We start from the raw sequence: 24,058 nt of genomic DNA on the forward strand, positions 1-24,058 counted from the left end.
TATTTCCGATTGAAGTGTAGCCATACCGTAACTGAGCAGGTTGTGCGCGCCCGCCGCGGCGATTTCCAATGCGCGCTTGGCGGTTTCCTGCCCCTTCACCTGCTTGAGATCGCCGCCGCTCCTCTCGCTCGCCACCACGCCCGGTTCGGGCTGGGACAGCAGCTGCGTACCCTTGAGATGGTTGAGCAGGCTGGCCAGGTCGGGCGCGGCACACACAGGGACCTCGCTCGCCCAGCGCGCTTCCGATCCCTGCGTGCTGGGGCAGATCAGCCCGACCTCGGCCTCGCTCGCATGGATTGCCGCCAGCAGTACGCCGGGCGAAGCGACGATCCGCGCATCGAGCGCGAGTTCGCCCACCGCGATCCAGTCGCCCAGCTGTTCGGCATCGGTCACGCCCATCGCCGCCAGCAGCGCCAGCGCGATCGGCAGGTCGTAATGCGACCCCTCCTTCGGCAGATCGGCGGGGGAGAGGTTGATCGTTATCCGCTTGGGCGGCAGCGCCAGCCCCATGCCCGCCAGCGCCGCGCGCACGCGTTCCTTGCTTTCGCCGACCGCCTTGTCGGCCAGGCCGACGATGTTGAACTTGGGCAGGCCCGGCGCGACCGAGCACTGAACTTCCACGCTGCGCGCTTCGAGCCCCAGATAGGCAACGGTTTTGACCAGCGCGACCAGCGTGAATCCCCACCCCCGTAGTTACCCGTAGATGATGGCCGCGAACGCCTCGCTTGTCGAGGGTAAACAGAAACCACAACGCCAGTGAACTATTATGGTTAACAGCGAGTTAGCCATACCTCTTGAGCCGGTCGAAACCGGGCGAGCCGCATAAGCTTGCCATGTTTCGAATCACTGCCCTTATCGCTTCCGCCGTCGGCTCGCTGTTTGCTGCCCCCGCAGCCGCCCAGTCGCTGACCCTGGTCAACCTCCCGGTGGTCTATGTCGCCAGCCCGGTGGTCCAGGAAACCCATCAGGGCAAGGCGATCGCGCCGAAGGCCGTTTCGCGCCCCGCAGCAAAGCCGCAGACCGAGACCAAGCAGCTCGCCGCCATGCGTCCACAGGTCCATGCGCCCGCCGCGCTGCCTGTGTGGAAGGCCCCCGCCTTCGTCGATCGCCGGTTCCGCAATTACAACCGCGGCGTCGCGCAATACGGCCCGTTCCGCGTGCTCGACGATCGCCGCGTCGCGCTGGTCGGTGAAACCGATGCCACAACGCCGGGCTACTTCCGCGCCATGATGCGCGATTTTCCCGATCTCGAGCAGCTCGACATGGTCGAATGCCCGGGCACGCGCGACGACCGCGCCAACCTGCAGGTCGGCCGGATGATTCGCGCAGCCGGTCTCGTCACGCATGTGCCCGCCGTCGGGTCGGTGCGTTCGGGCGCGGTCGAGCTGTTCCTTGCCGGTGTCGAACGCGACATTGCGCAGGGTGCCGAATTCGCCGTGCACAGCTGGATGGACGCCTATGGCCGCGAAGCCGACGACTTCGCCATGCATGCGCAGGAAAACCGCCAGTATCTCGACTATTATCGCGAAATGGGTATGAGCGCCGAGCAGGCCCGTTCGTTCTACGCCTTCACCAATTCGGTGCCGCACGCCCGCGCGTTGTGGCTCGATGCAAGCGACATGCGCCGCTGGACGGGCCGCAAGACGCAGCGCGCCCAGTCGCCTGCACGCTACCAGCAGGCACAGCCCGCCCCGACGCTGACCTACGCCAACGTCACTTTTTCTTGACGCCCCCGGGCCTATCGCCTAGGCGCGCGGCCCTGTAAGGCGGTCGCTCCCGAGATCGAATCAAGCGGGGCGACCCTTGTGCCGGAGCGAACCGTTCGTACCGGCAACCAACCTATCTAGTAAGGACGATCCGATGAAGCGGACATTCCAGCCCTCGAACCTCGTACGCGCCCGGCGCCACGGTTTCTTCGCGCGCAAGGCTACCCCGGGTGGCCGCAAGGTGCTGCGTTCGCGCCGCGCCCGTGGCCGCAAGAACCTCTGCGCGTGATGTGATGCGCTGCGCTCCGGCGCAGCGATAGTCACGGACAGTCAGCGGGCTCCCCTCGGGGGGCCCGTTCGCGTATCTGACTCCCATGGACCCGAGTCTTTCCGTCATCCGCAAGCGCGGCGACTTCCTGGCGGCAAATCGCGGGCTGCGGGTGGCGCGCCCCGGCTTCGTGCTGCTGGCCCACCCCAATGACGGGCGGGGCAAGCGCTATGGCATCACGGTGACCAAGAAAATCGGCAATGCAGTGGTGCGCAACCGCATGAAACGGCGGTTCCGCGAATTGCTGTGGGACGCACTCCCCGATAGCGGCCTGCCCGATCACGACCATGTCCTGATCGGCCGTGCGGGCGGGGTCGAACGCGATTTCGCCAAATTGCGCGACGAGCTGGCCGCTGCGCTCGACCGCGCGGCGCAGGGCAAGGGCGATCGCGCGCGCAGCCCGCGTGCGCATCGCAGCCGCCGCGCGTGAAGCAGCCGCTCATCTGGATTGCCCGCCTGTGGCAGCTCGGGCCGAGCCGGATCCTGCCGCCGACCTGCCGCTATCACCCCTCGTGCAGCCAGTATGCGATCGAGGCGCTGGGAAAACACGGCGCGATCAAGGGTGGATGGATGGCATTCAAGCGTATATTGCGCTGCAACCCATGGGGCGGCCACGGCCACGATCCGGTGCCCTAGCACTGTCTTGACAGGCTAAGACACCTCCCCACATTCTGTATTCGACCGGACAAAGACGGGACCGACCTTGGACAACCAGCGTAACCTGATCCTCGCCATTGCGCTCTCCTTCCTGCTGTTGCTGGGCTGGACGTCGGCGATGGACTATTTCTATCCGCAGCCCGAACAGGCGCTGGTGGAAGACCGGGCGGACACCCCGACCGAACAGGCCAGCCAGGCGGCGACGCAGCATTCGCGCACCGGCGGGCTCGTCGATCCGGCGATGCGCGCGCAGGAAGTCGCCGACGTTAAGACCGCGCTGGCCAGTCCCGACCGCGTGCGCATCGACGCCCCGCGGGTGGCCGGCTCGGTCAATCTGCGCGGCGGCGTCGTCGACGACATCGTCCTCAAGGAGTATGACGAGACCACGCAGAAGGACAGCGAACCGGTCCGCATCTTCTCGCCCAGCGGCACCCCGGCGCAGCAGTTCGCGCAGTTCGGCTGGGTCGGCTCGAACCTCAAGGTACCCGGGCCGCAGACGCTGTGGGAAGCCGATGGCGATGTGCTGAGCGCCGACACCCCGCTCACGCTGACGCATGAGAATGGCGAAGGGCTGACCTTCTCGATCCGCTATACGATCGATGACCAGTACATGATCACTGCCGCGCAGACGGTGGCCAACACTGCGGGCAATGATGTGGTCGTGCAGCCTTTCGGACTCGTCAACCGCACCAGCCGTACGGCCAGCGAAGACCTGTGGATCGCGCACTCGGGGCCGATCGGCGTGTTCGGCGACAGCGCCGATTACGACATCGATTACGACGATCTCGACGAAGACCAGCGCGTTTCGCCCGAAGGCCGCACCAGCTGGGTCGGCTTCACCGATATCTACTGGCTCGCCGCGCTCGTCCCGCAGGACGACAGCGCGCCTGAAACCACCTTCCGCGCGATGGGCGACGAAACCTACCGCGCCGACATGATCTACGAAGCGACCACGCTGCCCGCGGGCAATGCGCTGACGGTCACCTCGCGCCTCTATGCGGGGGCCAAGGAAAGCGCGGTGCTCGATTCCTACGAGGATGCGGGCATCCAGAAGTTCGGCCTGGCGATCGACTGGGGCTGGTTCCGCTGGTTCGAGAAGCCGATGTTGTGGCTGCTGCGCACGATCTACGACGCGGTGGGCAATTTCGGCATCGCGATCATCGGGCTGACCTTCATCGTGCGCGGCCTGATGTTCCCGATCGCGCAGCGCGGCTTCGCCAGCATGGCGGAGATGAAGGCCATCCAGCCGAAGATGAAAGCGCTGCAGGAGAAGTACAAGGACGACAAGCCCAAGCAGCAGCAGGAAATCATGGCGCTCTACAAGAGCGAGAAGGTCAACCCCGTTGCGGGCTGCCTGCCAATGCTGCTGCAGATCCCGGTGTTCTTCGCGCTCTACAAGGTGCTCTATCTCGCGATCGAGATGCGGCACCGCGACTTCCTGTGGATCGGCGACCTGTCCGCGCCCGACCCGGCCAATCTTGCCAATGCGCTGGCCTATGTCGGGATCGACGTGCCGCAGTTCCTGATGATCATCTTCGGCCTCGGCGTGCTCGCTGTGCTGCTCGGCTTCACCATGTGGCTGACCTTCCGCCTCAACCCGAGCCAGATGGACCCGATGCAGCAGAAGATCTTCGACATCATGCCGTGGATCCTGATGTTCGTGATGGCGCCCTTCGCCGCCGGCCTGCTGCTGTACTGGGTAACCTCCAACGTGCTCACGCTGGCGCAGCAGAAGTACCTCTATTCGAAGCATCCGCAGCTGCGCGCCTCGATCGAGGAAGAAAAGGCGCGCAAAGCCGCCGAAGCTGCAAAGGCGGGATCATGAGCACCGAAGAAGCTGCCGAGCGGGCCGCGCTCGAACGGCGCGCGGGCAAGCTGTTCTCGGGCCGGGTGGATTTCCTCCTTTCGGCGCCGCAGCTCAAGTTCCTGCCCGAACCCACCGTACCCGAGATCGCCTTCTGCGGACGCTCGAACGTGGGCAAGAGCTCGCTGCTCAATGCGCTGACCGGGCGCAAGGCGATCGCGCGCGCTTCGGTCACGCCTGGCCGCACGCAGGAACTCAACTTCTTCGAAGTGGGCGAACCCACGCTGTTCCGTCTCGTCGACATGCCCGGCTACGGCTTTGCCAAGGCGCCAGTGAAAGTGGTCGAGAAGTGGAAGAGCCTCGTGAAGACCTATCTGCGCGGCCGGCCCGTACTGGCGCGCACGCTGGTGCTGGTCGATGGGCGCCACGGCCCCAAGGATGTCGACCGCGAGATGATGAAAATGCTCGACGAGGCAGCGGTGGGTTACCGTGTCGTGCTGACCAAGGCCGACAAGATGAAGGCCAGCGAACTCGCCAAGGTGATCGAGGCCACCGAAGCCGAAGCACGCAAACACGTCGCCGCCTTCCCCGAAATCCACGTTACCAGTGCGGAAAAGGGCATGGGTATCGGCGAGCTAAGGGCGGCGGTCCTGGGCGACGCGGGGGTCTAGGTGGCATCCGCTTCGCGGCGGACTTTCTCGCACCTCCAGCTGCAAGATCGGCAAGACTGGCAGGGCCAGGCTGGCGGGGCATTTACCAGCCGCCCGTATTCTCACCCGAGGCATTTCTGACCAGGCTTCGCGCGAAGGAATTTCCGTCACGCATCACACGGGCCCAGCGCTTGTTCGTGAGGCACACGTTCCTCACCTTCGCCCGTGTGCCGGTCTTTCTCCAATCACGGCAAACGATCAGGTCCGGATCGTAGCCCGGATGAGCCGGATTGGTGATCGGTTCGCCCGAAGCCTTGTAACCCGGCTTGACCGTACGCTCATCGGCCGAAGCCATGCCCGCACCAGATATTGTCAGACCAAGAAAAAGTAACGCCTGCCATTTCACTGCGGACCTCCTGTCGTTTCTTGTGTCTTTAGTTTTTCAGAGGATACACAGGGGCGAGACAGAGTCTAGGGGGAGGGAAAGTACTGCCCTTGTTCGCAAGGTTTCCGAGCGTTCTTAACCCCTTGCCTAGTCTTCAGCCGGGAAACAGCCGGAATTGCGATCGGGCGCATGACCGCGGTTGGATTCGTCGGCTTGGATCTCTTACGTCGCAAACAGCATCGCGTCGTCGGCGAAGGCCTTCATCTCCAGCGCGTTGCCGCTGGGGTCGCGGAAGAACATCGTCGCCTGTTCGCCTGGCTGCCCCTTGAAGCGGATGGTCGGCGGTATTGCGAATTCGGTGCCCGCGGCCTCGAGCCGGTCGGCCAGCGCGTGCCAGTCCGCCATCGCCAGCACCACGCCGAAATGCGGCACGGGCACGCCGTGCCCGTCGACATGGTTGTTCGCGCGGTCGCCCGCTTCGCCGGGGGCGAGATGCGCGACGATCTGGTGGCCGTAGAAATCGAAATCGACCCATTCGGCGCTCGATCGTCCCTCGCGGCAACCCATCGTTTCGCCATAGAAGGCGCGGGCCGCGGCGAGGTCGTCGACTGGAAAAGCGAGGTGGAAGGGCCTGAGCGACATGTCTACTCCGTCGCCCCTGCGGAGGCAGGGGCCTAGATATGGGGTCTTGCTGGCACACCTTCCGCCTAATGGAAACCGCATCGAGCATCGCTGCCGTTATCTGGATTCCCGCCTGCGCGGGAATGACGAACCGGGGCCGGGCGACCTTGCCTGTTCAGCCTCGACAGTGCCCGGCCGGGTCTCTACCGCCGCCCCACGCAAGGTGGGTGCACACATGAAGCTGATCATCGGCAACAAGAATTACTCGAGCTGGAGCCTGCGCGGCTGGCTCGCGGCCAAGCAGTCGGGCCTGTCGTTCGAGGAAATCACCGTGCCGATGTTCGGCAAGCAATGGGATGCGCTCAAGAGCGAGGATGGCGGTACGCAGCCCTCGCACGGCAAGGTGCCGATCCTGTGGGACGACGAGGCGGTGGTGTGGGACAGCCTCGCGATCCTCGAATATCTCGCCGACAAGGTCGGGCGCGATCGGTTCTGGCCCAAGGACGCGGTCGCGCGCGGCATGGCGCGCTCGATGGTCGCGGAAATGCATTCCTCCTACCATGCGCTGCGCGGCGAATGCCCGATGAATGTGCGCAAGCGGTTCGAGGGCTTCACCCCGAGCGAGGCCTGCCGGCAGGACATCCTGCGCATTCTCGGGCTGTGGGCCGAGGCGCGCAGCCGCTTCGGCAGCGGCGGCCCGTTCCTGTTCGGCACTTTCGGCGCGGCGGATGTCTATTTCGCCCCCGTCGTGTCACGCTTCATCAGCTATCAGATCGCCGTACCCGGCTTCGCCGCCGCCTATATGCAGGCGGTGTGGGAGCATGAGTGGTTGCAGGCGTGGATCGAAACATCGGAAAGCGAAGAATGGGTCATCGAACAATACGAAACCATTGGCTGAGCGCATGCGCCGCGCTGGCGGCGCTGCTGCTCCCCGCGCAGGCGCAGGCCTGGGGCTTCTACGCGCATACGGTGACCGCCGATATCGCGCTGGAAAACGTGCGCCCGCAGACGCGCGCGGATATTGCCCGGCTGCTGCAGGCTTCGCCCATGCTGGGCACGCCAGAGTGCGACCTGGACAGTCTGCAGGATGCAAGCGTGTGGCCCGACTGCCTGCGCGGCCAGTACTGGCGCTGGGGCCACACTTTCGCCTGGCACTACCAGACCGAGCCGGTCACCGAGGAATATGACGCGCGCAAGAACTGCTCGGGCCTCGGCTGCGTCAGCGCGCAGGTCGAACGCAACCAGCGCATCCTCGCGGACGAGAGCCTGCCCGACAATGTCCGCGTTGAAGCGCTCGCCTTCCTCGTCCACTTCATCGGCGACATCCACATGCCGCTGCATTCGGGCGATCACGACGACCGCGGCGGCAACGATCGCGAGGCCGCCTATGGCATCGTCCCGGGGCTGAACCTGCACTGGGTGTGGGACGGGCCGCTGGCCGAACGCGCGATCAGCGGCAATCCGCCGATCGCGCGGCGCTACAGCGCGGCCGAACGCGCCGAACTGGCTGGGGGCAAGGCCGCCGACTGGGGCCGCGAAAGCTGGCAGATCTCGCGCGATTTCATCTATCCCGAAACCTTCGGCTGCGACCCGTGCGAGGGCGAGCTGCCGCGCGAAACCGCGCTGTCGCAGGAACTGATCGAACGCTCGGCCCCGATCGCGCGGCGCCGCGTGCTGCAGGCGGGGTTGCGCATGGCCGAATATCTCGACCGCGCTTTCGAGCCGGGGCCGCTGCCCGAAGAGGCACGCGACTAGGGCACGCGCTCGGTCTCGTAGCGGCTGCCATCGCGGCGGAAATAGCCTTCGGGGCTGAACCGCATGTCGATATCGGGATACTCGCCGCCGTCGATGGCGAAATCGCCCGCAGAAGCGACCACGAAGACGCAAGGCTCCTCGCCCCGGTTCTGCAGGTGGTGGCCATTGGCCGCGCCCGCGGGCCAGGCGAGGATGTCGCCGGGGCACACGGCGGTTTCGCCATCGCCCTCGACCAGCACCGCTTCGCCTGCGAGCATTACCAGCAGTTCGTCGAGATCGGTGTGCCAGTGCCGCTGGCTCGACCAGGCGCCCGGCTCGAGCACGACGTGGCTCGCGCGCAGATGCTCGAGCCCGCAGGCCGGGGCGAGGCGGCGGTAGCGGCGGCCGCTCACGGGCGCATCGAACGGCGCGGGATAGCCCGTCGCATTGGTCTGGGGGATGGCATCGAGATCGAGCTTGGGCATCGCTGCGCACTCCTGCTAGCGGACACAGCATGACTGATGTTCTCGATCTCGCCAAGCGGCTGATGGCCGCGCCCAGCGTCACTCCCGCCACGGGGGAGGTGTTCGATGCGCTGGAAGCGATGCTGGCGCCGCTCGGCTTCGAGGTGACGCGGTTCACCCGCGGAGAAGGCGCCGCGGGCACGCCCGAGGCGCCGGTGGAGAACCTCTTCGCGATCCGCCGCGGGCCCGAAGCCTCGCGGCACCTGGCCTTTGCCGGCCATCTCGACGTCGTCCCGCCCGGTGGCGGCTGGACCAGCGAGGCCTTCGAACCCGAGGTGCGCGGCGAGCTGCTCTATGGCCGCGGCGCGGTCGACATGAAGGGAGCGATCGCCTGCATGGTCGATGCGGCGGCGCAGGTGCCTGCCGATGCGGGGACGATCAGCTTCATCATCACCGGCGACGAGGAGGGCCCCGCGCTGCACGGCACGCGCGCGCTGATCGATTTCATGCGCGAGCAGGGCCACCAGCCCGACCTCTGCCTCGTCGGCGAACCCACCTCGGTCAACCGGCTGGGCGACATGATGAAGATCGGGCGGCGCGGTTCGGTCAACATCTGGCTCGAAGTGCAGGGCACGCAGGGGCATGTCGCCTATCCGCATCTGGCGGACAATCCGATCCCCAGGCTGGTGGCGATGCTCGCCGACCTCGATGCGCTGGTGCTGGACGAAGGCACCGACTGGTTCCAGCCGAGCAATCTCGAAGTGACAGAGATCGACGTGCCCAACGATGCACACAATGTGATCCCCGCGGTCGCCAAGGCGCGGATCTCGATCCGCTTCAACGATCTTCATTCGGGCGCAACGCTGTCCGAGAAGGTCGGCGAAATCGCGGAAAAGCACGGCGGCAGCGCGCTGCCGATCATCAGCGGCGAGCCGTTCCTGACCCCCCCCGGTGCCTTCAGCGATACGATCGCCGCCGCCGTGAAGGCGGAAACCGGCGTCGATCCCGAACCCTCGACCACCGGCGGCACGTCGGATGCGCGGTTCCTGCGCAGCGTCTGCCCGGTGATCGAATTCGGGCTGGTCAATGCAACCATGCACAAGACCAATGAGGCGGTGGCGGTGGAAGACCTTGCCGCGCTCGGCCGGATTTACGCGCGCATCGCGCGGGACGTGCTGGCCGGCCAGGCCTAGGCCAGGACGCCGGGCAGCGGCGGTCCGGCGTTCACTTTGCTTTGCTTTCGCCGAGAACTGCGTCATGGATTGGCGCGCGGCCATGCCGCTTGCAACGACGGTAGACAGGGGTTGGGAATTTGCTGAAGACGTGGTTCGAAATTCCACTGTGGCAGCGCGTGGTCACTGCGCTCATTCTGGGTGTGCTCACCGGCTGGGCCTGGGGTCCCGATGCCGAAAGCATCAAGTGGATCGGCGATTTCTTCATCAAGGCGATCAAGATGCTGGTCGTCCCGCTGATCTTCTTCAGCCTCGTGTCGGGCGTCGCCGCGATCGGCGACCTGCGCAAGCTGGGCGCGGTCGGCGGACGCGCGCTGCTGCTGTTCGTCGTCACCGGGCAGATCGCGGTCTGGCTGGGCCTCGGCCTCGGCACGTTGATCCAGCCGGGTGCGGGTGTGGATACCAGCGCGATCCAGATGGGGGAGACTCCGGTTCCCAACGAAACCACTGCGGTCGACATGGTGCTTTCGATCGTGCCCGAAAGCCCGGTCCAGGTGATGGCGGACGTAGCCGTGTTGCCGCTGATCGTCTTTTCGCTGCTGATCGGCATCGGCATCCTGATGGCCAAGGAAGAAGGCCTTCCCGTCCAGAAGGTGTTCGATAGCGGCGCGGTGATCATGCAGAAGGTCACCATGATCGTGATGGAGCTGACCCCCTTCGGCGTCTTCGCGCTGATGGCCTGGGTGGCGGGCACGCTGGGGCTCGATGCCTTGGTCAGCCTCGCCAAGCTCGTCGGCCTCAACTATCTCGGCTGCCTGCTTATCATCGTGCTGATCTATGGCAGCATGATCAAGTTCCTCGCCCGGCTGCCGGTGCGCGATTTCTTCCGCGGCATCGTCGATGCGATGGCGGTGAGCTATTCGACCGCCAGTTCGAACGCGACGCTGCCGGTGACGCTGCGCTGCGCCGAGCGGAACCTCGGCGTGTCGAACTCGGTGGCGAGCTTCGTGATCGCGCTGGGGGCGACGATCAACATGAACGGCACCGCGATGTACCTGGGACTTGCGACGCTGTTCGGCGCGCAGATCTTCGGCGTCGACCTGTCGATGGGCGATTATTTCCTCATCTCGATCCTCGCCACGCTGGGCGCGGTCGGCGCGGCGGGCATCCCCGGCGCGGGCCTGATCATGATGGCGCTGGTGTTCGGGGCGGTCGGCGTGCCGCTGGAAACGATCGCCTTCGTCGCCGGCGTGGACCGGATCATGGACATGATGCGCACCACCACCAATGTCAGCGGCGACGCGGCCGTGGCAACTACGGTGGCGGTGATGACCGGCGAGATCGACACGCGCGAGATGATCTCGGCGGACGATGTCTGAATAGAGAATCCGCCCCGTCTGGCGGCGCCGGATGGGGAAGCTGTTGGACCTACCGTCCCCTGGGCTTCTCCAGCACCTTCTTCCGGTAGCTGCACAGATCGACCACCGGGCAGCGCCAGCATTCGGGCGTGCGCGCCTTGCAGATATAGCGGCCGTGCAGGATCAGCCAGTGATGCGCCCCCAGCCGGAAGGGCTGCGGCACGCGCTTTTCCAGCTTGGCCTCGACCTGCTCGGGCGTCTTGCCCTTGGCGAGGCCGGTGCGGTTGCCGACGCGCAGGATATGCGTGTCCACCGCGAAGGTTTCCTGCCCGAACCAGCAATTGAGCACGACATTGGCGGTCTTGCGCCCGACGCCGGGCAGGCGGACGAGATCCTCGCGCGTGTCGGGCACCTCGCCGTCATACTCGTCGACCAGCAATTGGCTCAGCGCGATCACGTTCTTGGCCTTGGAGTTGAACAGGCCGATGGTCTTGATGTGCTCCTTCAGTCCCTCTTCGCCCAGTTCGAGCATCTGCCGGGGCGTCTCCACTTCGGCGAAGAGCGCGCGCGTGGCCTTGTTGACGCCGACATCGGTTGCCTGCGCCGACAGCGCCACGGCCACCACCAGCTGGTAGGCATTGCCATATTCCAGCTCGGTCTCGGGTGAGGGATTGTCCTCCGCCAGTCGGCGGAAAAACTCGAATATCTGGTCTTTGGTCATAGCTGTTGGCGGCTCATTCCAGGCCTGCGCCTTCCATTTCCTCGAGCGCGCGGGCCATCGCTTCGCGGCGGCGTTGCATGGCGTCGCTGAAGGCGGCGGCAACGATTCCGGTGGGCAGGGCGACCAGCAGCACGCCGCCGATGGCGACAGCCGAACCGATCAGCCGGCCAAGCGCGGTGACCGGATAGGCGTCGCCATATCCCACCGTGGTCAGCGTGATCACCGCCCACCACAGCGCGCGCGGGATCGAGCCGAACTGCTCGGGCTGCAGGTCGCCCTCGACCCAGTAGAGGCCGGCAGCGCCCAGCAGCACGAGGACCAGCGCCAGCGTGGCGCAGACGAGCAGATCGTAGCTGCGTTCGCGCAGCGCCGCGCCGATTTCACGCATGGCGGCGGAAAAGCGGCTGAACTTCATGATCGACACGATCCGCAGCAGGCGGATCACGCGCAGCACGGCGGCATTGGCCACGAAGAACGGCGCCAGGCTGACCACCACCACCACGAGGTCGATCAGCCCGATCGGGGAGAAGATGAAGCGCCAGCGTTTCTGCCAGGGGGAGCCGGGGCCTTCGCGCTCGGGGGCGGCGAAGATCCGCCCCGCATATTCGAGCAGGAAGACCAGCCCGAAGATGAATTCCGCGATCAGGATTTCGCCCTGATAGGGCAGGCGTATCGCCGGTTCGGTCGCGACGATCCCCACCAGCAGCGCCGCGAGGATGACCCACACGACGAATACGTTGAGCCCGGTCAGCTTGCCGTTCGGCCAAGAGCCGATGTGGAGCTGCCGGTGGAGCCTGGCGCGCAGCGTCACCGGGTCAGATCCCCAGCACCTGATCCATCGCATAGCGGCCGGGGGCGCGGCCGATCATCCATTCCGCCGCGCGCACCGCGCCGCGCGCGAAGATCGCCCGGTTTTCCGCGCTGTGCGACAGCGTGATGCGCTCTTCGCTGCCGGCGAGGATGACGCTGTGCTCGCCCGCCACCGTGCCGCCGCGCAATGCCGCGAAGCCGATCGTGCCCTCTTCTCGCGCGCCGGTGCACCCGTCGCGCCCGCGCACTGCATGATCGCCCAACGCAATCCCGCGCCCGGCCGCCGCGGCTTCGCCCAGCAGCAGCGCGGTCCCGCTGGGTGCGTCCACCTTGCGGCGGTGGTGCATTTCGAGGATCTCGATATCCCAGTCCGGGCCCAGCCGTGCGGCCGCCTCGCGGACCAGATGCGCCAGCAGCGTCACCCCCAGCGAGGTGTTGCCCGTCTGCAGCACCGCCACTGCACGCGCGGCATCGTCGATCGCGCCGTGATGGCGTTCCTCCAGCCCGGTGGTCCCAATGACGAGCGGGATGCCGGCGCCGATCGCGGCATGCAGATTGGCGTCGAGCGCCTGCGGCGAGGAGAAATCCACCAGCACATCGCTGGCGTCGGCGAGCGATGCCGCATCGCCGCCGCGGTCGATGCCGCCGGCCCATTCGTGGTCGCTGGCGTCAATCACGCCGGCCAGCGCCTGGCCCATTGCGCCTTCGCTGCCGATAATTCCGATCCGTGCCACTGCTGCTCCCTTTCGGTTATGGTTCATGGCCGGTCTTTGACTTGCCCTTCTGCATCGCTACTTGAGGGCAAATGACCGACATGCGCAACATCGTGATACTCACCGGGGCGGGGATTTCCGCGGAAAGCGGCATCGATACCTTCCGCGATGCCGGCGGGCTGTGGGAACAGCACCGGGTGGAGGACGTCGCCACGCCCGAAGGCTTCGCGCGCGATCCCGAACTGGTCCTGCGTTTCTACGACATGCGGCGCGAGGCGATCCAGACCAAGCAGCCCAATGCCGCGCATGAGGCGCTGGCGCGGCTGGACGCGAACTGGGACGGCGAGCTGCTGATCGTTACGCAGAATGTCGACGATCTGCACGAACGCGCTGGCGCGGGGCGCGTGCTCCACATGCACGGGACGCATCTCAACGCCTGGTGCACAGCCTGCGACGTGCGCACGCCGTGGACCGGGCCGCTGATCGATCGCCCGGCCTGCCCGGCCTGCGATGCGCGCAGCCTGCGCCCCGATGTCGTCTGGTTCGGCGAGATGCCCTATGAAATGGGGCGGATATATTCGGCGCTGCGGCGGGCGGACCTGTTCGTGTCGATCGGCACGTCGGGCGCGGTCTATCCCGCGGCCGGTTTCGTCGAGGAAGCGCGCCAGCGGCGCGTCCGCACGCTCGAGCTCAACCTCGAAGCAAGCCAGGGTTCGCGCTGGTTCCACGAAACCCGTCAGGGGCCGGCAACCAAGGTGGTGCCGGAATGGGTCGACGAGGTGCTAGGCGGCTGATCCGCAGCCGGCGCAGGCCGGATCCTTCGCAATGGTGAAATTGCGCATGCCGGGCTTGAGCCCGTCGAGCAAATGGACCCGCCCCCAATCGGTTGCGCCGAATGCGCTGACGCCGTCGAGCAGAGTGCGCACTGCCTGCAGCGCGGCGAATGTCGCGACCCAGCCGGCCATGGCGCCCAGCATGCCGTCCTCGGCGCAGCTGTCGCAATTTTCCGCATCGAACGCATCGCCGACGAAGCAGCGATAACAGGCCTCGCCCGGCAAGTGCCCGGCAAAGGCGCCGACCTGCCCCTGAAAGCGGCCGACCGCCGCGGACAGCAGCGGGACGCGTTCGGCGACGCAGGCGTCGGATACCGCCAGCCGGGTGGCGAAATTGTCGGTCCCGTCGAGAATCAGGTCGGCATCGACCACCAGTTCATGGGCATTGTCGCGCGTGATCCGGCGGTCGCTGATCGTCACGTCGAGTTCGGGATCGAAGCCGGTCACCCAGCGCTTGGCGATGACCGCCTTGCCATGGCCGACATCGCGCGCATTGAACAATGTCTGGCGTTGCAGGTTCGACGCCTCCACCCGGTCGTCGTCGACCAGCGTGAGTTTCCCGATTCCCGCCCCGGCGAGATATTGGAGCGCGGGCGAACCGATCCCGCCGAGGCCCACCAGCACGAGGTGCTTGCCGGCCAGCGCGACCTGCCCCGCGCCGCCGATTTCGGGCAGCACGATGTGACGGGCAAAGCGGTCGAGGCGCTCGGGCGACAGGCTCATGCGTCGTTGCCGGGCTGGGGGCGGCGTTCGGCGCGAAAGCCGTGCATGCCATGCCACCATTGCAGCGCGATCACTGCGCCCTTCGCGGGTTGCAGCGTGAGCAGCATGAAGGCCACCGCCAGCGGCAGGATGATCGCGAGGATCGCCGTGCTCGACAGCGCAAAATCGCTTGCCAGCACGATCAGCACCGGCGCCAGCAAGTGCCCGGTCACGAAGATGGAGATGTAGGCGGGGAAATCGTCCGCCCGCTGGCCCGATATATCGAGCGTACAGGCGGGGCAGGTGTCATAAGGCTTGAGCCAGCGCCGGAACAGCCGCGCCTCGCCGCAGCGCGGGCAGCGGCAGCGCGCCCCGCGCAGCAGCGCCGCGCCGAAGGAATGCGGCAGGTCGATGCCTGCAGGCTGCGCAGTGGGGGCGGGATCGGGCATGGAGGCTCTTTGACGCGTCGCGGCGTGCCTGTCGACAGGTCTGTGTACAGACCTGTCGATCAGCTGTGCTCCGGTTGAGGAAGGCGCTGCAGGGCAGCGGGGGCGTCAGCTTTCCAGCTGGCGCAGCAGGCTGCGCACATCGCCGTCCATATCGGCATCGCGCTGGCGCAGGTCTTCGATCAGCCGCACTGCGTGGATCACGGTCGAATGATCGCGTCCGCCAAACTTGCGTCCGATTTCCGGATAGCTGCGCGGGGTGAGCACCTTCGACAGATACATCGCCACCTGCCGCGGTCGGACCACGGCGCGCGCGCGGCGCTTGCTGCTCATCTCGCTGCGGTCAATGCGGTAGAACTGGCACACGGTGCGCTGGATCTCGTCGATCGTGATCCGCCGGCGATTGGCCGACAGGATATCGGTCAGCTGCTCTTCGGCCAGCTGGAGCGAGACTTCCTGCCCGGTGAGCTGGGCGTAGGCGATCAGCTTGTTGAGCCCGCCAACCAGTTCGCGGATGTTGCGCGTGATCGTCCGCGCGAGGAAGTCGAGCACGTCGGCAGGGACCTCGAGCGGCGCGAAGCGCGTCAGCTTGGAGGTCAGGATCTTCTTGCGCAGCTCGATATCGGCGGCTTGGATGTCGGCGACCAGACCCATCGACAGCCGGCTCAGCAGCCGCGGTTCGACCCCGTCCAGCGCCTGCGGGGCGCGGTCGGCGGCGAACACCAGCCGCTTGCCCTCGGCGAGCAGCGCATCGATCGTGTAGAGCAGTTCTTCCTGCGCGCTGGCCTTGCCGATGATGAACTGGATGTCGTCCACCAGCAACAGGTCGAAGCTGCGCAGGCGCGCCTTGAATTCGAGCATCTGGTTGGCCTTCAGCGCCTGGACGAATTCGACCATGAAGCGCTCGGCGCTGCAGTAGAAGATACGGCTGCGCGGATGCGCCTGCAGGAACGCGTGGCCGGTGGCGTGCAGCAGGTGCGTCTTGCCCTGACCGGTGGCGGCCTTGAGGTAGAGCGGGCTGAACTGCGGCTTCTCGGTCGCGCCCATGCGCTGCGCGGCATTGAACGCCAGCACATTGGCTTCGCCGGTGATAAAGGCGGCAAAGGTGAGGCTCGGGTCGAGGCCGACCGAGCTGGTGAAACCGGTGTCGCCCAGCGTGTCGGCGCCGATCGCCATCATCGAGGTGTCGAGCCCGTCATTGGCCGGACGGCGGCCGTCAGAATGCAGCCGCAAATCCGTTACCTGGCGGCGTCCGGGATGGACCTGGATGCGGACGTCGCGCACTTCGCTGCGCGCGATCTTCCATGCCAGGCCCAGGCGGTCGGCAAAGCGGTCCTTGACCCAGTTGGCGCTGAATTCGGTGGGCAGGAAGAGGTCGAGCGTGCCGGTTTCCTTTTCGATCCCGCCCACCTGGATCGGCTTGATCCACTGGCTGTGCAGCTGGTGGCCCAGGTCCTTGCGCAGGCCCTGGCTGATGTCGGCCCAATCGGCGGCGAGGTTTACGGCTTCCTGGTCTGCCATGAAATCGTCCTGTGCCTTCTGCGCGCCGATGTCCGATGTCTTTCGCATACTACTTATCACCCCCGGTCGGCTGACCCGCCGCCTGTTTGTTGTTCTTACATCGGCAAGGCCGGGCACAGCACAGTCCCGCTCCGGAATCGGTTCATCCGGAGGTCGCCCTCGCACATCGATCATTTAAAAGCCGGAGCTGTCCCGCCCCCGACTGAGAGCCTTGGTGTAGGTCGCTCTCCGGATGAGTCGCAAGGGGGATAACTGTAAAAAACACGAAATATACTTGTTGACTCAAGTGGACCCCGCAGAGGCCCGTTCAAGTCGATGAATCTACTACGATAAGCCCGAAATGGCAGCGCGAATCGCGGGATTCCCATGGGTTATGTTACGGCGTCATTACAGGCCGGTATCGGAATGAAACTGGAATACGACAAAAGGGCCGCCGGTACACCGGCGGCCCCTTCGAATGACTCGCTTGCAGCCGGCTGCGAAAGCCGGCGGTCGGAGATCAGAGCGCGGAAACGCGCTTGCTCAGACGGCTCATCTTGCGCGACGCCGTGTTCTTGTGAAGCACGCCGCGGGCAACACCGCGCGCCAGTTCCGGCTGGGCGTTGCGGAGCGCGGTCTGCGCGCTGTCCTTGTCGCCGCCTTCGATCGCGGTTTCCACCTTCTTGAGGAAGTTGCGGATGCGGCTCATGCGGGCACCGTTGATTTCGGCGCGCTTTTCGTTGCGACGGATGCGCTTTTTGGCTTGCGGCGTATTGGCCATGTCTGTCCTCGTCAGGCCGCACGGCATGCGCGGCGGAAAATCTCTGTATTGCGTACGGAAAGGCGGCACGGGCCGCCGGAAAGCGGCGCACTTAGCGGCGCCCCTGCGAATCGTCAAGCAAATCGTCGACCATTCGCGGAACCGCGTGCATCGGCTCCGGTTGGCCCTATATGGGATACCTCACTCGAAAGGACAAGGCATTGCCCGACCAGCAAGAACTCACCGATGCCGAATGGCGGGAGAAACTGAGCCCCGAACAATATCAGGTGCTGCGCCAGGCAGGCACCGAACGCGCCTTCACCGGCAAGTACGACAAGCATTACGATGAAGGCGAATATTACTGCGCCGGATGCGGACAGAAGCTGTTCGAAAGCGACGACAAGTACAACAGCGGCTGCGGCTGGCCCGCCTTTACTGCCCCGGCCGAGGGCGAGGCGGTGAACGAGCACCGCGATACCTCGCATGGCATGGTGCGAACCGAAGTCACCTGCGCCAATTGCGGCGGGCACCTCGGCCATGTCTTCCCCGACGGTCCGCGCGATCGCGGGGGCATGCGCTATTGCATCAATTCCGCCGCGCTCGATTTCGAGCCCGAGGATTAAGCGCCGCCGCCTGCCGTTCACATGCGGTTAGCTCTCGCCATGCGAGATTGCGGCAATTACAGGGCGGACAGCAACAAGGGTGCCAGCGTAAGCAATGAATAACCGACGCAGTGGTCGCCAGCGGACGCGACGCCAGAAACGCGGCTCCGCAGCGGGCGGCACACCGCCGGGCCGGCTGCGGACATGGGGCCGCCGGCTGGCGATCTGGGGCGCCGCGCTGGCCTTGTTGTTGGTGCTGTTCGTCAGTCTGGCAGTGGCCTTTTCGGTCCGCTCGATGCCCAGCTATTACCAGCTCAAGGCGACGCAGACCGCGCAGACCATCGTCGTGCGCGCGCGCGACGGGACCGAGATCGTCGAGCTGGGCCCCAGCTTCGGCAAGTGGCTGACCGCGGACGAGATCCCGCAGGTGATGAAGGATGCGATGATCTCGGTCGAGGATCGCCGCTATTATTCGCATTTCGGCATCGATCCGGTACGCACGGGCGGCGCGATCATCGAGGGGCTGACCGGATCGCGAGCGCGCGTGGGCGGTACGTCGACCATCAGCCAGCAGCTGGCGCGCAACGTCTTCCTCAACAACAACCGGTCGCTCGACCGCAAGCTGCGCGAGGCGATCCTCGCCATGGCGCTCGAGTGGAAGTTCTCGAAGGAGCAGATCCTCGAGCTCTATCTCAACAAGGTCTATTTCGGCGGCGGCGCCTATGGCATCGATTCGGCCAGCCGCAAGTTCTTCAGCCATCCCGCAACCGAGCTCTCGGTCGCCGAGGCGGCGATCATCGCCGGGCTGGTCAAGGCGCCCAGCCGCTATTCGCCCACTGCCGATGTCGATGCCGCGGTCGGCCGCGCCAGCGTGGTGCTGCGGCTGATGAAGGAACAGGGGCGCATTTCACCCGACGTCACCGTCGATCCCAGCGCAGTGCGGCTCAAGGAAGAGGCCGGGCAGAACTCGGTGCGCTATTTCACCGACTGGGTGCTGCCGCAGCTCGACATGCTGCTGCCCGAAACCTTCGAGCCGATCGAGGTGTGGACCACTCTCGACGTCGGAATGCAGCGTGCGGCGACGGCCTCGATCAAGGCGAACACGCCCGATGGGGCGCAGGGCGCGCTGGTCAGCATGGACCGCGACGGCGCTGTGCTCGCGCTGGTGGGCGGCACCGATTACGTCCAGACCAATTACAACCGCGCCACCGATGCGCTGCGACAGCCGGGTTCGTCATGGAAACTGTTCGTCTATCTCGCCGCGCTCGAAGCGGGCTACACGCCCGACGACCGCGTGGTCGACACGGCGGTGACGATCGACGGCTGGAGCCCGCGCAATTCGAGCGGGCGCAATGTCGGCGAAATCGACCTGCGCACCGCCTTCGCCTATTCGATCAACACGGTTGCGGCGCAGCTCGGCAATGAGGTCGGCTTCACCTCGGTCGCCTCGATGGCGCGGCGCTTCGGGATCACCACCGAAATCAACACCTATCCGGCCATGGTGCTGGGCTCGAACGAGGTCCGGCTGATCGACATGACGCGGGCCTTTGCCGCGGTGTCGGCGCGGGGCGAATCGGTCGAACCCTATGGCATTCTCAAGGTCGAGACCGCCGATGGCGAATTGCTCTACCAGCATGAAAAGCCGCGCAGCTCGCAGCTGGTGCCCGACTACGTGGCCGCGGGGATCACAGATTTGCTGCAGACCGCCGTCGCGACCGGGACCGGGCGCGCGGCGCAGATCGGGCGTCCGGTTGCGGGCAAGACCGGGACCACCAGCTCGAACAAGGACGGCTATTTCGTCGGCTTTTCCTCGGGCGTGACCACCGGCGTGTGGATGGGCCGCGACGACAACACCCGCGTCGGCGGCCTGCAGGGCGGTACCGCCCCGGCGCGCGCCTTTGCCGCCTATATGCGCTACGCGGTCAAGGATCGCCCGGTCGAGGAATTCGACACCGATCTGCAATTGCCCGAATGGCAGCTGGAGCCCGACGATGAATACATGTTCGGCGATCCGGAAGATTACTATTTCATCGACGAGCAGGGGAACCTGATCGAACCGGGCACTGCGGACACGCCGCGCAATGACCCCTTCGCGCAGGACTTCGACCGCACGCTCGGCCCCGAGCGGCCGAACCCGTCTAACACCTCTCAGCCCGGGCCCGGGCCGCGGCCGCCCCAGCAACCGCCGCGCGGCGCCGACGGCGCTCCGCAGGCGATCGGCGACGATTTCCTCGAGGAAGCCACCGGGGCAAGCGGAAGCAATCGCTCGCCGCCTGCACAGCGGCAGATCAACTAGGCTAGGCTGGCAACAGAAAGGGCGGCTCTCCCCATCGGAAGAGCCGCCCTGCTGTCGTCTGGTCCGGGCCAGGGGCTAGCGCAGCCGAACCGCCACATAGGCCGCCGGCTGGCCGCGGCGCTGGACGCGCAGCAGCACGGCTTCGCGGTCTTCGCTTTCCGCCGTGCGGATGATGCTTTCCAGATCGTCGAGCGAGCGCACCTGGCGATAATTGGCCGTCAGGATGATGTCGCCGCGCTGCAGGCGCTTGCGTGCCGCATCCGAATTGGGATCGACGCGTGCCACGACAAGGCCCTGCGTATCCGCGCCGGCACCCAACTGGCGCGCGATCTGGGCGGTCAGCGGCAGGACCTGGAGCCCCAGCCGTTCCTCGATCACGGCATTCTCGCCCGGCTCCATCGGGTCCTCGTCCTCGATGTCGGGGTTGAACTGCTGCTGCTGGCGCAGTTCCTCCTCGCTCGGACGTTTGCCCACGGTCAGCGTGACGCGGCGGGTTTCGCCGTCGCGGACCAGTTCGACCGGAATGGTGGTGCCCGGCGCGATGTTGGCCACGAGGAAGGACAGGGTCTGATCGGGCGTGACCTCCTGCCCGTCGATCTTGGTGACGATATCACCGGGGCGGATGCCCGCCTGCTCGGCGGCTTCGCCGGGCTGGACACCCTGGATGAATTCGCCCCGGTTCTGCGGGATGCCAAGCGAATCGGCCAGGTCGTCGTCGACCGGCTGGATCGATACGCCGAGATAGCCGCGCTCGATTTCCACCCCGTCGCGCAGCTTCTGCACGATCGGCGCGGCGATTTCGGCGGGAATGGCGAAACCGATCCCCACGCTCCCGCCCGAAGGCGAGAAGATCGCGTTGTTGATGCCGATCACATTGCCCTGCATGTCGAACAGCGGGCCGCCCGAATTGCCGCGGTTGATCGCGGTATCGGTCTGGATGTAGCGGTCATAGGCACCGCCCTGGCCGGTGTTGCGATAGACCGCCGAGACGATGCCCGAGGTGACCGTGCCGCCAAGGCCGAAGGGATTGCCGATCGCGATCACCCAGTCGCCGGGGCGGGACTGGGTCGAATCGCCGAACTCGACGAAGGGGAAGGGCTCGCGGCGGCTGATCTTGAGCACTGCGAGATCGCTCTGCGCATCGGTGCCGACGAGCTCGGCGTTGTATTCGGTGCCGTCGGGCATGGTGACGGTGATCTCTTCCACCGTGCCGCGCCCGTTGGGGCTCACCACGTGGTTGTTGGTCACGACATAGCCATCGGCCGAAATGACGAAGCCCGAACCCAGCGACTGGCCTTCGCGGTACTGCGGTTCGCGCTGCTGCCCGCCGCGGCGGTTGAACAGGCCTTCGAAGGGCGTGCCCGCGAAAGGATTGCCATTGTTGCCCGATACCTCGATCCGCTGGCGGGTCGAGATGTTGACCACCGCAGGCTGCAATTGCGCGGTGAGATCGGCGAAGCTTTCGGGAGCGCCCGCACGGGGCACCACGCGCGCCATCTGGCTGTCGTCGTTCTGGGCGACCTGGGCACCCGCCGGATAGCCGGTCGCGAGCGAAATGGCAGCGCCGCCTACCAGCAGCGCACTCGTTACGGAATATGCATATCGCACTGGCTTCACGTCCTTTTCGTCCTCTTCTCTACTGTGCGGGCCCCGCGGTCGGCAGAACGCTGACCAAGCGGGAACCACGCGTTCCGGCGGGTGAATGTCGGGCCCGCCGGTGAATGCCGATTGAACGGTGCCGGCGCCGTTCGACGAACCGTCAACGCCGCCCGCGGAACTGCCGCAGATATTCATTGTCCGGCGACAGGATGATGCTGCTCTCCGACGGGTTGTCGTCGTTCGAGAAGGTCGCGTCGTAGCTCTGCATCGCGCGGTAGAAATCGTAGAACTCGGCATCCTTGCCGAAGGCCTCGGCATAGATCCGTGCGCTTTCGGCATCGGCTTCGGCGCGGATGATGCGCGCGTCGCGGCTGCCGCCGGCGCGGATCGTGCGGGCTTCGCGTTCGCGGTCCGATTCCATCCGGCGGAAAGCCGATTGCAGCGGCGCTTCGGGAAGGTCGGTGCGCATGATCTTCACATCGACCACCTCGGCCCCGTACTGCCGCGCCTGACGATCGAGATTGGTGCGGACATTGGCCAGCGCGCTGCCGCGTTCGGCGGTCAGCATGGCCTGGAAGGTCCGGCGGCCGAGTTCCTGGCGCAGCACCGAGTTGAGGATCGGCTCGAGCGCGTTGCGCACGCCATCGGTCGAACCGGCGCGTTCGACCATGCGCACCGGATCGGTGATCCGGAATCGGGCATAGGCGTTGACGAGCAGGCGCTGCTGGTCGGCCGAGAGGACTTCCTCGTCGGTCATTTCGAGATCGAGCAGGCGCTTCTCGATGCGGTTGACGCTGTCGATGAAGGGCACGCGGAAATACAGGCCGGCGTCGGTTTCGCCGCCGGGCGTGTTGACCGTGCCGACCGGTTCACCCGTGCGGATGATCACGACCTGGTCTTCTTCGGGCACCACATAGGCGCTCATCATGAAACCGATCACCAGCACTGCCAGCGCGATGACCGTGTTGCGGTGATCCTGCAGGAAATTGCTCATGTTACTGACCCTCCGGTGCGGTCACGGTGGTGACGGGCTGCTGCGACCGGCGGCGGATTTCCGGCAACGGTAGGTAGGGTGTGACATTGTCGGTCTCGACAATCGTCTTGTCGGTCTGGCTCAGCACGCGCTCCATCGTTTCGTAATACAGTCGCTGGCGGGTCACCTCGGGGGCGAGGCGGTACTGGGCATAGACCTTGTCGAAGGCCTCAGCCTCACCTTCGGCCTGCGCGAGGACCTGCTGGGCATAGCCCTGTGCCTGGTTGCGCGCCGCATCGGCGTTCTGTTCCGCAACCTGCACGTCGCGGAAGGCATCCACCACCTGCGCGGGCGGATCGGCCTTCTCGATTTCGACACCGAGCACCCGCACCCCGGCCTGGTAGCCGTCGAGCGTGCGCTGCATGCGTTCGCGCACGTCCATTTCGATGGCCGCACGCCCCTGGCCCGAGAAGGTCTCGTCGAGCTGGGTTTCGGCGACCGCGGCGCGCATGGCGGCCTCGGCAGCCTCGTTCACGGTTTCTATCGGGTCGACCACGCGGAATTTGTAATTCGCCAGATCCTTGATGTTCCAGCGCACGATATAGCTGAGGTCGACCAGGTTCTGGTCGCCCGTCAGGATCAGTTTGGCCTGGTTGTTATTGCCCGGGATCCGCACCGATCGCACGCCTTCGACGTCTTCCACGTCGACCGTCTCGATCGGGAAGGGGGCGGAGAAATTGAGGCCCGGTTCCATCTTGCGGGTGTAATTGCCCAGCGTCTTGACCACGCCTTCTTCCTGCGGTGCCACGAGATGCACGCTGGTTGCCAGCAGGCCGACGCCCACGATCGCCACCACGGCGAGCGGGAACCAGCTCTTGCCGCCGGGTCGCTGGGGAAAGCGGAAATTGGGGCCGCCGGGCCCGCCGCCGCCACCCGAGCGACGCGGGCCTTCGGGGCCGCGGCTCTTGAAGATGTCTTCGATATTGGGCGCGCGCCGGCCATCGTCGCTGGTGCCGCCGGGTGGCAGCCACGGGTTGCGCGGGCCCTTCGGCTTGTCGCCGCCGCCCTGCGATCCGCCGGGCGTGTCGCCCGTGCCGCCATCATCCGATCCACCGCCCCAAGGGCTTTTCTTGCCCGCCATCGCGAGGGAAATCCTCTGTCCGAACCCGTCAAAAATTCTCATGCTGTTCCTTATAGGTGCGGTTCGGCGGAAAAACAGGGGTT

Annotated in this window: 26 protein-coding genes and 1 pseudogene; 13 read left to right on the forward strand and 14 right to left on the reverse strand. The window is 65.9% G+C overall.

Features of this window, described 5'->3' with window-relative positions; translation table 11 throughout:
• Positions 1-24: 24 nt before the first annotated feature.
• Positions 25-672: pseudogene (locus GRI55_RS12635) on the reverse strand (magnesium chelatase domain-containing protein); the annotation flags it as partial.
• 161 nt (positions 673-833) lie between these two features.
• Between GRI55_RS12635 and GRI55_RS12640 the strand changes: the two are divergent.
• The 6 genes from GRI55_RS12640 to yihA all read left to right on the forward strand — a co-directional run bounded on the left by GRI55_RS12640 (position 834) and on the right by yihA (position 5,166).
• A complete protein-coding gene (locus tag GRI55_RS12640; protein WP_160767417.1) occupies positions 834-1,727 on the forward strand; it encodes an alpha/beta hydrolase in 894 nt (297 codons plus the stop codon).
• Positions 1,728-1,860: 133 nt separating this feature from the next.
• Entirely contained in the window at positions 1,861-1,995 is a 135-nt protein-coding gene (gene rpmH, locus GRI55_RS12645; protein WP_050599757.1) for a 50S ribosomal protein L34, read from the forward strand.
• A gap of 85 nt (positions 1,996-2,080) precedes the next feature.
• A complete protein-coding gene (gene rnpA / locus GRI55_RS12650; protein ID WP_063505231.1) occupies positions 2,081-2,464 on the forward strand; it encodes a ribonuclease P protein component in 384 nt (127 codons plus the stop codon).
• On the forward strand, positions 2,461-2,670 hold the full coding sequence (gene yidD, locus GRI55_RS12655) for a membrane protein insertion efficiency factor YidD (protein WP_160767418.1): 210 nt from the start codon (positions 2,461-2,463) through the stop codon (positions 2,668-2,670). The genes rnpA and yidD overlap by 4 nt, the downstream gene beginning before the upstream one ends.
• A gap of 67 nt (positions 2,671-2,737) precedes the next feature.
• On the forward strand, positions 2,738-4,516 hold the full coding sequence (gene yidC, locus GRI55_RS12660) for a membrane protein insertase YidC (protein ID WP_160767419.1): 1,779 nt from the start codon (positions 2,738-2,740) through the stop codon (positions 4,514-4,516).
• Positions 4,513-5,166, forward strand: coding sequence for a ribosome biogenesis GTP-binding protein YihA/YsxC (gene yihA, locus GRI55_RS12665; RefSeq protein WP_063505229.1), 654 nt, complete (start codon positions 4,513-4,515; stop codon positions 5,164-5,166). The genes yidC and yihA overlap by 4 nt, the downstream gene beginning before the upstream one ends.
• A gap of 82 nt (positions 5,167-5,248) precedes the next feature.
• Here yihA and GRI55_RS12670 read toward each other — a convergent pair whose 3' ends face one another.
• Together GRI55_RS12670 and GRI55_RS12675 are read right to left on the reverse strand one after the other, a co-directional pair.
• Positions 5,249-5,551: a hypothetical protein gene (locus GRI55_RS12670; protein WP_156488994.1), complete on the reverse strand. Its 303-nt coding sequence runs from the start codon at positions 5,549-5,551 to the stop codon at positions 5,249-5,251.
• Positions 5,552-5,752: 201 nt separating this feature from the next.
• Positions 5,753-6,172, reverse strand: a complete 420-nt coding sequence (locus GRI55_RS12675; RefSeq protein WP_160767420.1) for a VOC family protein — start codon at positions 6,170-6,172, stop codon at positions 5,753-5,755.
• 214 nt (positions 6,173-6,386) lie between these two features.
• On the opposite strand from GRI55_RS12675, the gene GRI55_RS12680 reads away from it, so the two are divergent.
• Positions 6,387-7,049, forward strand: a complete 663-nt coding sequence (locus GRI55_RS12680) for a glutathione S-transferase family protein (protein ID WP_050599750.1) — start codon at positions 6,387-6,389, stop codon at positions 7,047-7,049.
• Positions 7,016-7,906 (forward strand): S1/P1 nuclease, encoded by an 891-nt coding sequence (locus GRI55_RS12685; protein WP_160767421.1) that lies wholly within the window; start codon positions 7,016-7,018, stop codon positions 7,904-7,906. The genes GRI55_RS12680 and GRI55_RS12685 overlap by 34 nt, the downstream gene beginning before the upstream one ends.
• Here the strand turns inward: GRI55_RS12685 and GRI55_RS12690 are convergent.
• A complete protein-coding gene (locus tag GRI55_RS12690; protein ID WP_160767422.1) occupies positions 7,903-8,370 on the reverse strand; it encodes a cupin domain-containing protein in 468 nt (155 codons plus the stop codon). The two genes, GRI55_RS12685 and GRI55_RS12690, sit on opposite strands and share 4 nt — an antisense overlap.
• Positions 8,371-8,399: 29 nt before the next feature.
• Here GRI55_RS12690 and dapE point away from each other — a divergent pair, with 29 nt between their 5' ends.
• Positions 8,400-9,542, forward strand: coding sequence for a succinyl-diaminopimelate desuccinylase (gene dapE / locus GRI55_RS12695; RefSeq protein ID WP_160767423.1), 1,143 nt, complete (start codon positions 8,400-8,402; stop codon positions 9,540-9,542).
• A 119-nt stretch (positions 9,543-9,661) separates the two neighbouring features.
• The gene (locus GRI55_RS12700) at positions 9,662-10,900 is read left to right on the forward strand and encodes a dicarboxylate/amino acid:cation symporter (RefSeq protein WP_063512812.1); all 1,239 of its coding nucleotides are present in this window, start codon (positions 9,662-9,664) and stop codon (positions 10,898-10,900) included.
• 49 nt (positions 10,901-10,949) lie between these two features.
• Here the strand turns inward: GRI55_RS12700 and nth are convergent, their stop codons facing one another.
• Genes nth through dapB form a run of 3 tightly spaced genes read right to left on the reverse strand, consistent with a single transcriptional unit; the run spans position 10,950 to position 13,144 of the window.
• On the reverse strand, positions 10,950-11,600 hold the full coding sequence (nth, locus tag GRI55_RS12705) for an endonuclease III (RefSeq protein WP_063505625.1): 651 nt from the start codon (positions 11,598-11,600) through the stop codon (positions 10,950-10,952).
• A gap of 13 nt (positions 11,601-11,613) precedes the next feature.
• Complete coding sequence (locus GRI55_RS12710) at positions 11,614-12,411, reverse strand: ion transporter (RefSeq protein WP_160767424.1); 798 nt, start codon at positions 12,409-12,411, stop codon at positions 11,614-11,616.
• Between the two features lie 4 nt (positions 12,412-12,415).
• Positions 12,416-13,144, reverse strand: coding sequence for a 4-hydroxy-tetrahydrodipicolinate reductase (gene dapB, locus GRI55_RS12715; protein ID WP_160767425.1), 729 nt, complete (start codon positions 13,142-13,144; stop codon positions 12,416-12,418).
• Positions 13,145-13,215: 71 nt separating this feature from the next.
• On the opposite strand from dapB, the gene GRI55_RS12720 reads away from it, so the two are divergent.
• Complete coding sequence (locus GRI55_RS12720) at positions 13,216-13,917, forward strand: NAD-dependent deacylase (RefSeq protein ID WP_063505627.1); 702 nt, start codon at positions 13,216-13,218, stop codon at positions 13,915-13,917.
• Here the strand turns inward: GRI55_RS12720 and GRI55_RS12725 are convergent.
• The 4 genes from GRI55_RS12725 to rpsT form a co-directional block, all read right to left on the reverse strand.
• The gene (locus GRI55_RS12725) at positions 13,906-14,679 is read right to left on the reverse strand and encodes a HesA/MoeB/ThiF family protein (RefSeq protein ID WP_202392504.1); all 774 of its coding nucleotides are present in this window, start codon (positions 14,677-14,679) and stop codon (positions 13,906-13,908) included. The genes GRI55_RS12720 and GRI55_RS12725 overlap by 12 nt on opposite strands.
• Positions 14,676-15,107, reverse strand: coding sequence for a DUF983 domain-containing protein (locus GRI55_RS12730; RefSeq protein ID WP_160767426.1), 432 nt, complete (start codon positions 15,105-15,107; stop codon positions 14,676-14,678). Before GRI55_RS12730 ends, GRI55_RS12725 begins: the two co-directional genes overlap by 4 nt.
• A 105-nt stretch (positions 15,108-15,212) precedes the next feature.
• Positions 15,213-16,673 (reverse strand): chromosomal replication initiator protein DnaA, encoded by a 1,461-nt coding sequence (gene dnaA, locus GRI55_RS12735; protein WP_050599740.1) that lies wholly within the window; start codon positions 16,671-16,673, stop codon positions 15,213-15,215.
• Between the two features lie 451 nt (positions 16,674-17,124).
• The gene (gene rpsT, locus GRI55_RS12740; RefSeq protein WP_050599739.1) at positions 17,125-17,385 is read right to left on the reverse strand and encodes a 30S ribosomal protein S20; all 261 of its coding nucleotides are present in this window, start codon (positions 17,383-17,385) and stop codon (positions 17,125-17,127) included.
• Between the two features lie 170 nt (positions 17,386-17,555).
• On the opposite strand from rpsT, the gene msrB reads away from it, so the two are divergent.
• Entirely contained in the window at positions 17,556-17,987 is a 432-nt protein-coding gene (msrB, locus tag GRI55_RS12745; protein WP_228135215.1) for a peptide-methionine (R)-S-oxide reductase MsrB, read from the forward strand.
• A gap of 94 nt (positions 17,988-18,081) precedes the next feature.
• Positions 18,082-20,262, forward strand: a complete 2,181-nt coding sequence (locus GRI55_RS12750; RefSeq protein ID WP_160767427.1) for a transglycosylase domain-containing protein — start codon at positions 18,082-18,084, stop codon at positions 20,260-20,262.
• 75 nt (positions 20,263-20,337) lie between these two features.
• On the opposite strand, the gene GRI55_RS12755 is transcribed toward GRI55_RS12750, so the two are convergent.
• The 3 genes from GRI55_RS12755 to hflK form a co-directional block, all read right to left on the reverse strand.
• On the reverse strand, positions 20,338-21,870 hold the full coding sequence (locus GRI55_RS12755) for a Do family serine endopeptidase (RefSeq protein WP_050599736.1): 1,533 nt from the start codon (positions 21,868-21,870) through the stop codon (positions 20,338-20,340).
• 151 nt (positions 21,871-22,021) lie between these two features.
• On the reverse strand, positions 22,022-22,855 hold the full coding sequence (gene hflC / locus GRI55_RS12760; RefSeq protein ID WP_063505630.1) for a protease modulator HflC: 834 nt from the start codon (positions 22,853-22,855) through the stop codon (positions 22,022-22,024).
• A 1-nt stretch (position 22,856) separates the two neighbouring features.
• The gene (gene hflK / locus GRI55_RS12765) at positions 22,857-24,017 is read right to left on the reverse strand and encodes a protease modulator HflK (RefSeq protein ID WP_082835518.1); all 1,161 of its coding nucleotides are present in this window, start codon (positions 24,015-24,017) and stop codon (positions 22,857-22,859) included.
• Between the last annotated feature and the right edge of the window lie 41 nt (positions 24,018-24,058).

Source organism: Qipengyuania citrea, from assembly GCF_009828015.1.
Classification (GTDB): Bacteria; Pseudomonadota; Alphaproteobacteria; order Sphingomonadales; family Sphingomonadaceae; genus Qipengyuania; species Qipengyuania citrea.

Bases quoted from the DNA above. Each gene is read 5' to 3' on its own strand.
- GRI55_RS12640 (WP_160767417.1), top strand. From the start codon at position 834: ATGTTTCGAATCACTGCCCTTATCGCTTCCGCCGTCGGCTCGCTGTTT.
- rpmH (WP_050599757.1), top strand. From the start codon at position 1,861: ATGAAGCGGACATTCCAGCCCTCGAACCTCGTACGCGCCCGGCGCCAC.
- rnpA (WP_063505231.1), top strand. From the start codon at position 2,081: ATGGACCCGAGTCTTTCCGTCATCCGCAAGCGCGGCGACTTCCTGGCG.
- yihA (WP_063505229.1), top strand. From the start codon at position 4,513: ATGAGCACCGAAGAAGCTGCCGAGCGGGCCGCGCTCGAACGGCGCGCG.
- GRI55_RS12675 (WP_160767420.1), bottom strand. From the start codon at position 6,172: ATGTCGCTCAGGCCCTTCCACCTCGCTTTTCCAGTCGACGACCTCGCC.
- GRI55_RS12680 (WP_050599750.1), top strand. From the start codon at position 6,387: ATGAAGCTGATCATCGGCAACAAGAATTACTCGAGCTGGAGCCTGCGC.
- GRI55_RS12685 (WP_160767421.1), top strand. From the start codon at position 7,016: ATGGGTCATCGAACAATACGAAACCATTGGCTGAGCGCATGCGCCGCG.
- GRI55_RS12690 (WP_160767422.1), bottom strand. From the start codon at position 8,370: ATGCCCAAGCTCGATCTCGATGCCATCCCCCAGACCAATGCGACGGGC.
- dapE (WP_160767423.1), top strand. From the start codon at position 8,400: ATGACTGATGTTCTCGATCTCGCCAAGCGGCTGATGGCCGCGCCCAGC.
- nth (WP_063505625.1), bottom strand. From the start codon at position 11,600: ATGACCAAAGACCAGATATTCGAGTTTTTCCGCCGACTGGCGGAGGAC.
- GRI55_RS12720 (WP_063505627.1), top strand. From the start codon at position 13,216: ATGACCGACATGCGCAACATCGTGATACTCACCGGGGCGGGGATTTCC.
- GRI55_RS12725 (WP_202392504.1), bottom strand. From the start codon at position 14,679: ATGAGCCTGTCGCCCGAGCGCCTCGACCGCTTTGCCCGTCACATCGTG.
- GRI55_RS12730 (WP_160767426.1), bottom strand. From the start codon at position 15,107: ATGCCCGATCCCGCCCCCACTGCGCAGCCTGCAGGCATCGACCTGCCG.
- dnaA (WP_050599740.1), bottom strand. From the start codon at position 16,673: ATGCGAAAGACATCGGACATCGGCGCGCAGAAGGCACAGGACGATTTC.
- rpsT (WP_050599739.1), bottom strand. From the start codon at position 17,385: ATGGCCAATACGCCGCAAGCCAAAAAGCGCATCCGTCGCAACGAAAAG.
- msrB (WP_228135215.1), top strand. From the start codon at position 17,556: ATGGGATACCTCACTCGAAAGGACAAGGCATTGCCCGACCAGCAAGAA.
- GRI55_RS12750 (WP_160767427.1), top strand. From the start codon at position 18,082: ATGAATAACCGACGCAGTGGTCGCCAGCGGACGCGACGCCAGAAACGC.
- hflC (WP_063505630.1), bottom strand. From the start codon at position 22,855: ATGAGCAATTTCCTGCAGGATCACCGCAACACGGTCATCGCGCTGGCA.
- hflK (WP_082835518.1), bottom strand. From the start codon at position 24,017: ATGAGAATTTTTGACGGGTTCGGACAGAGGATTTCCCTCGCGATGGCG.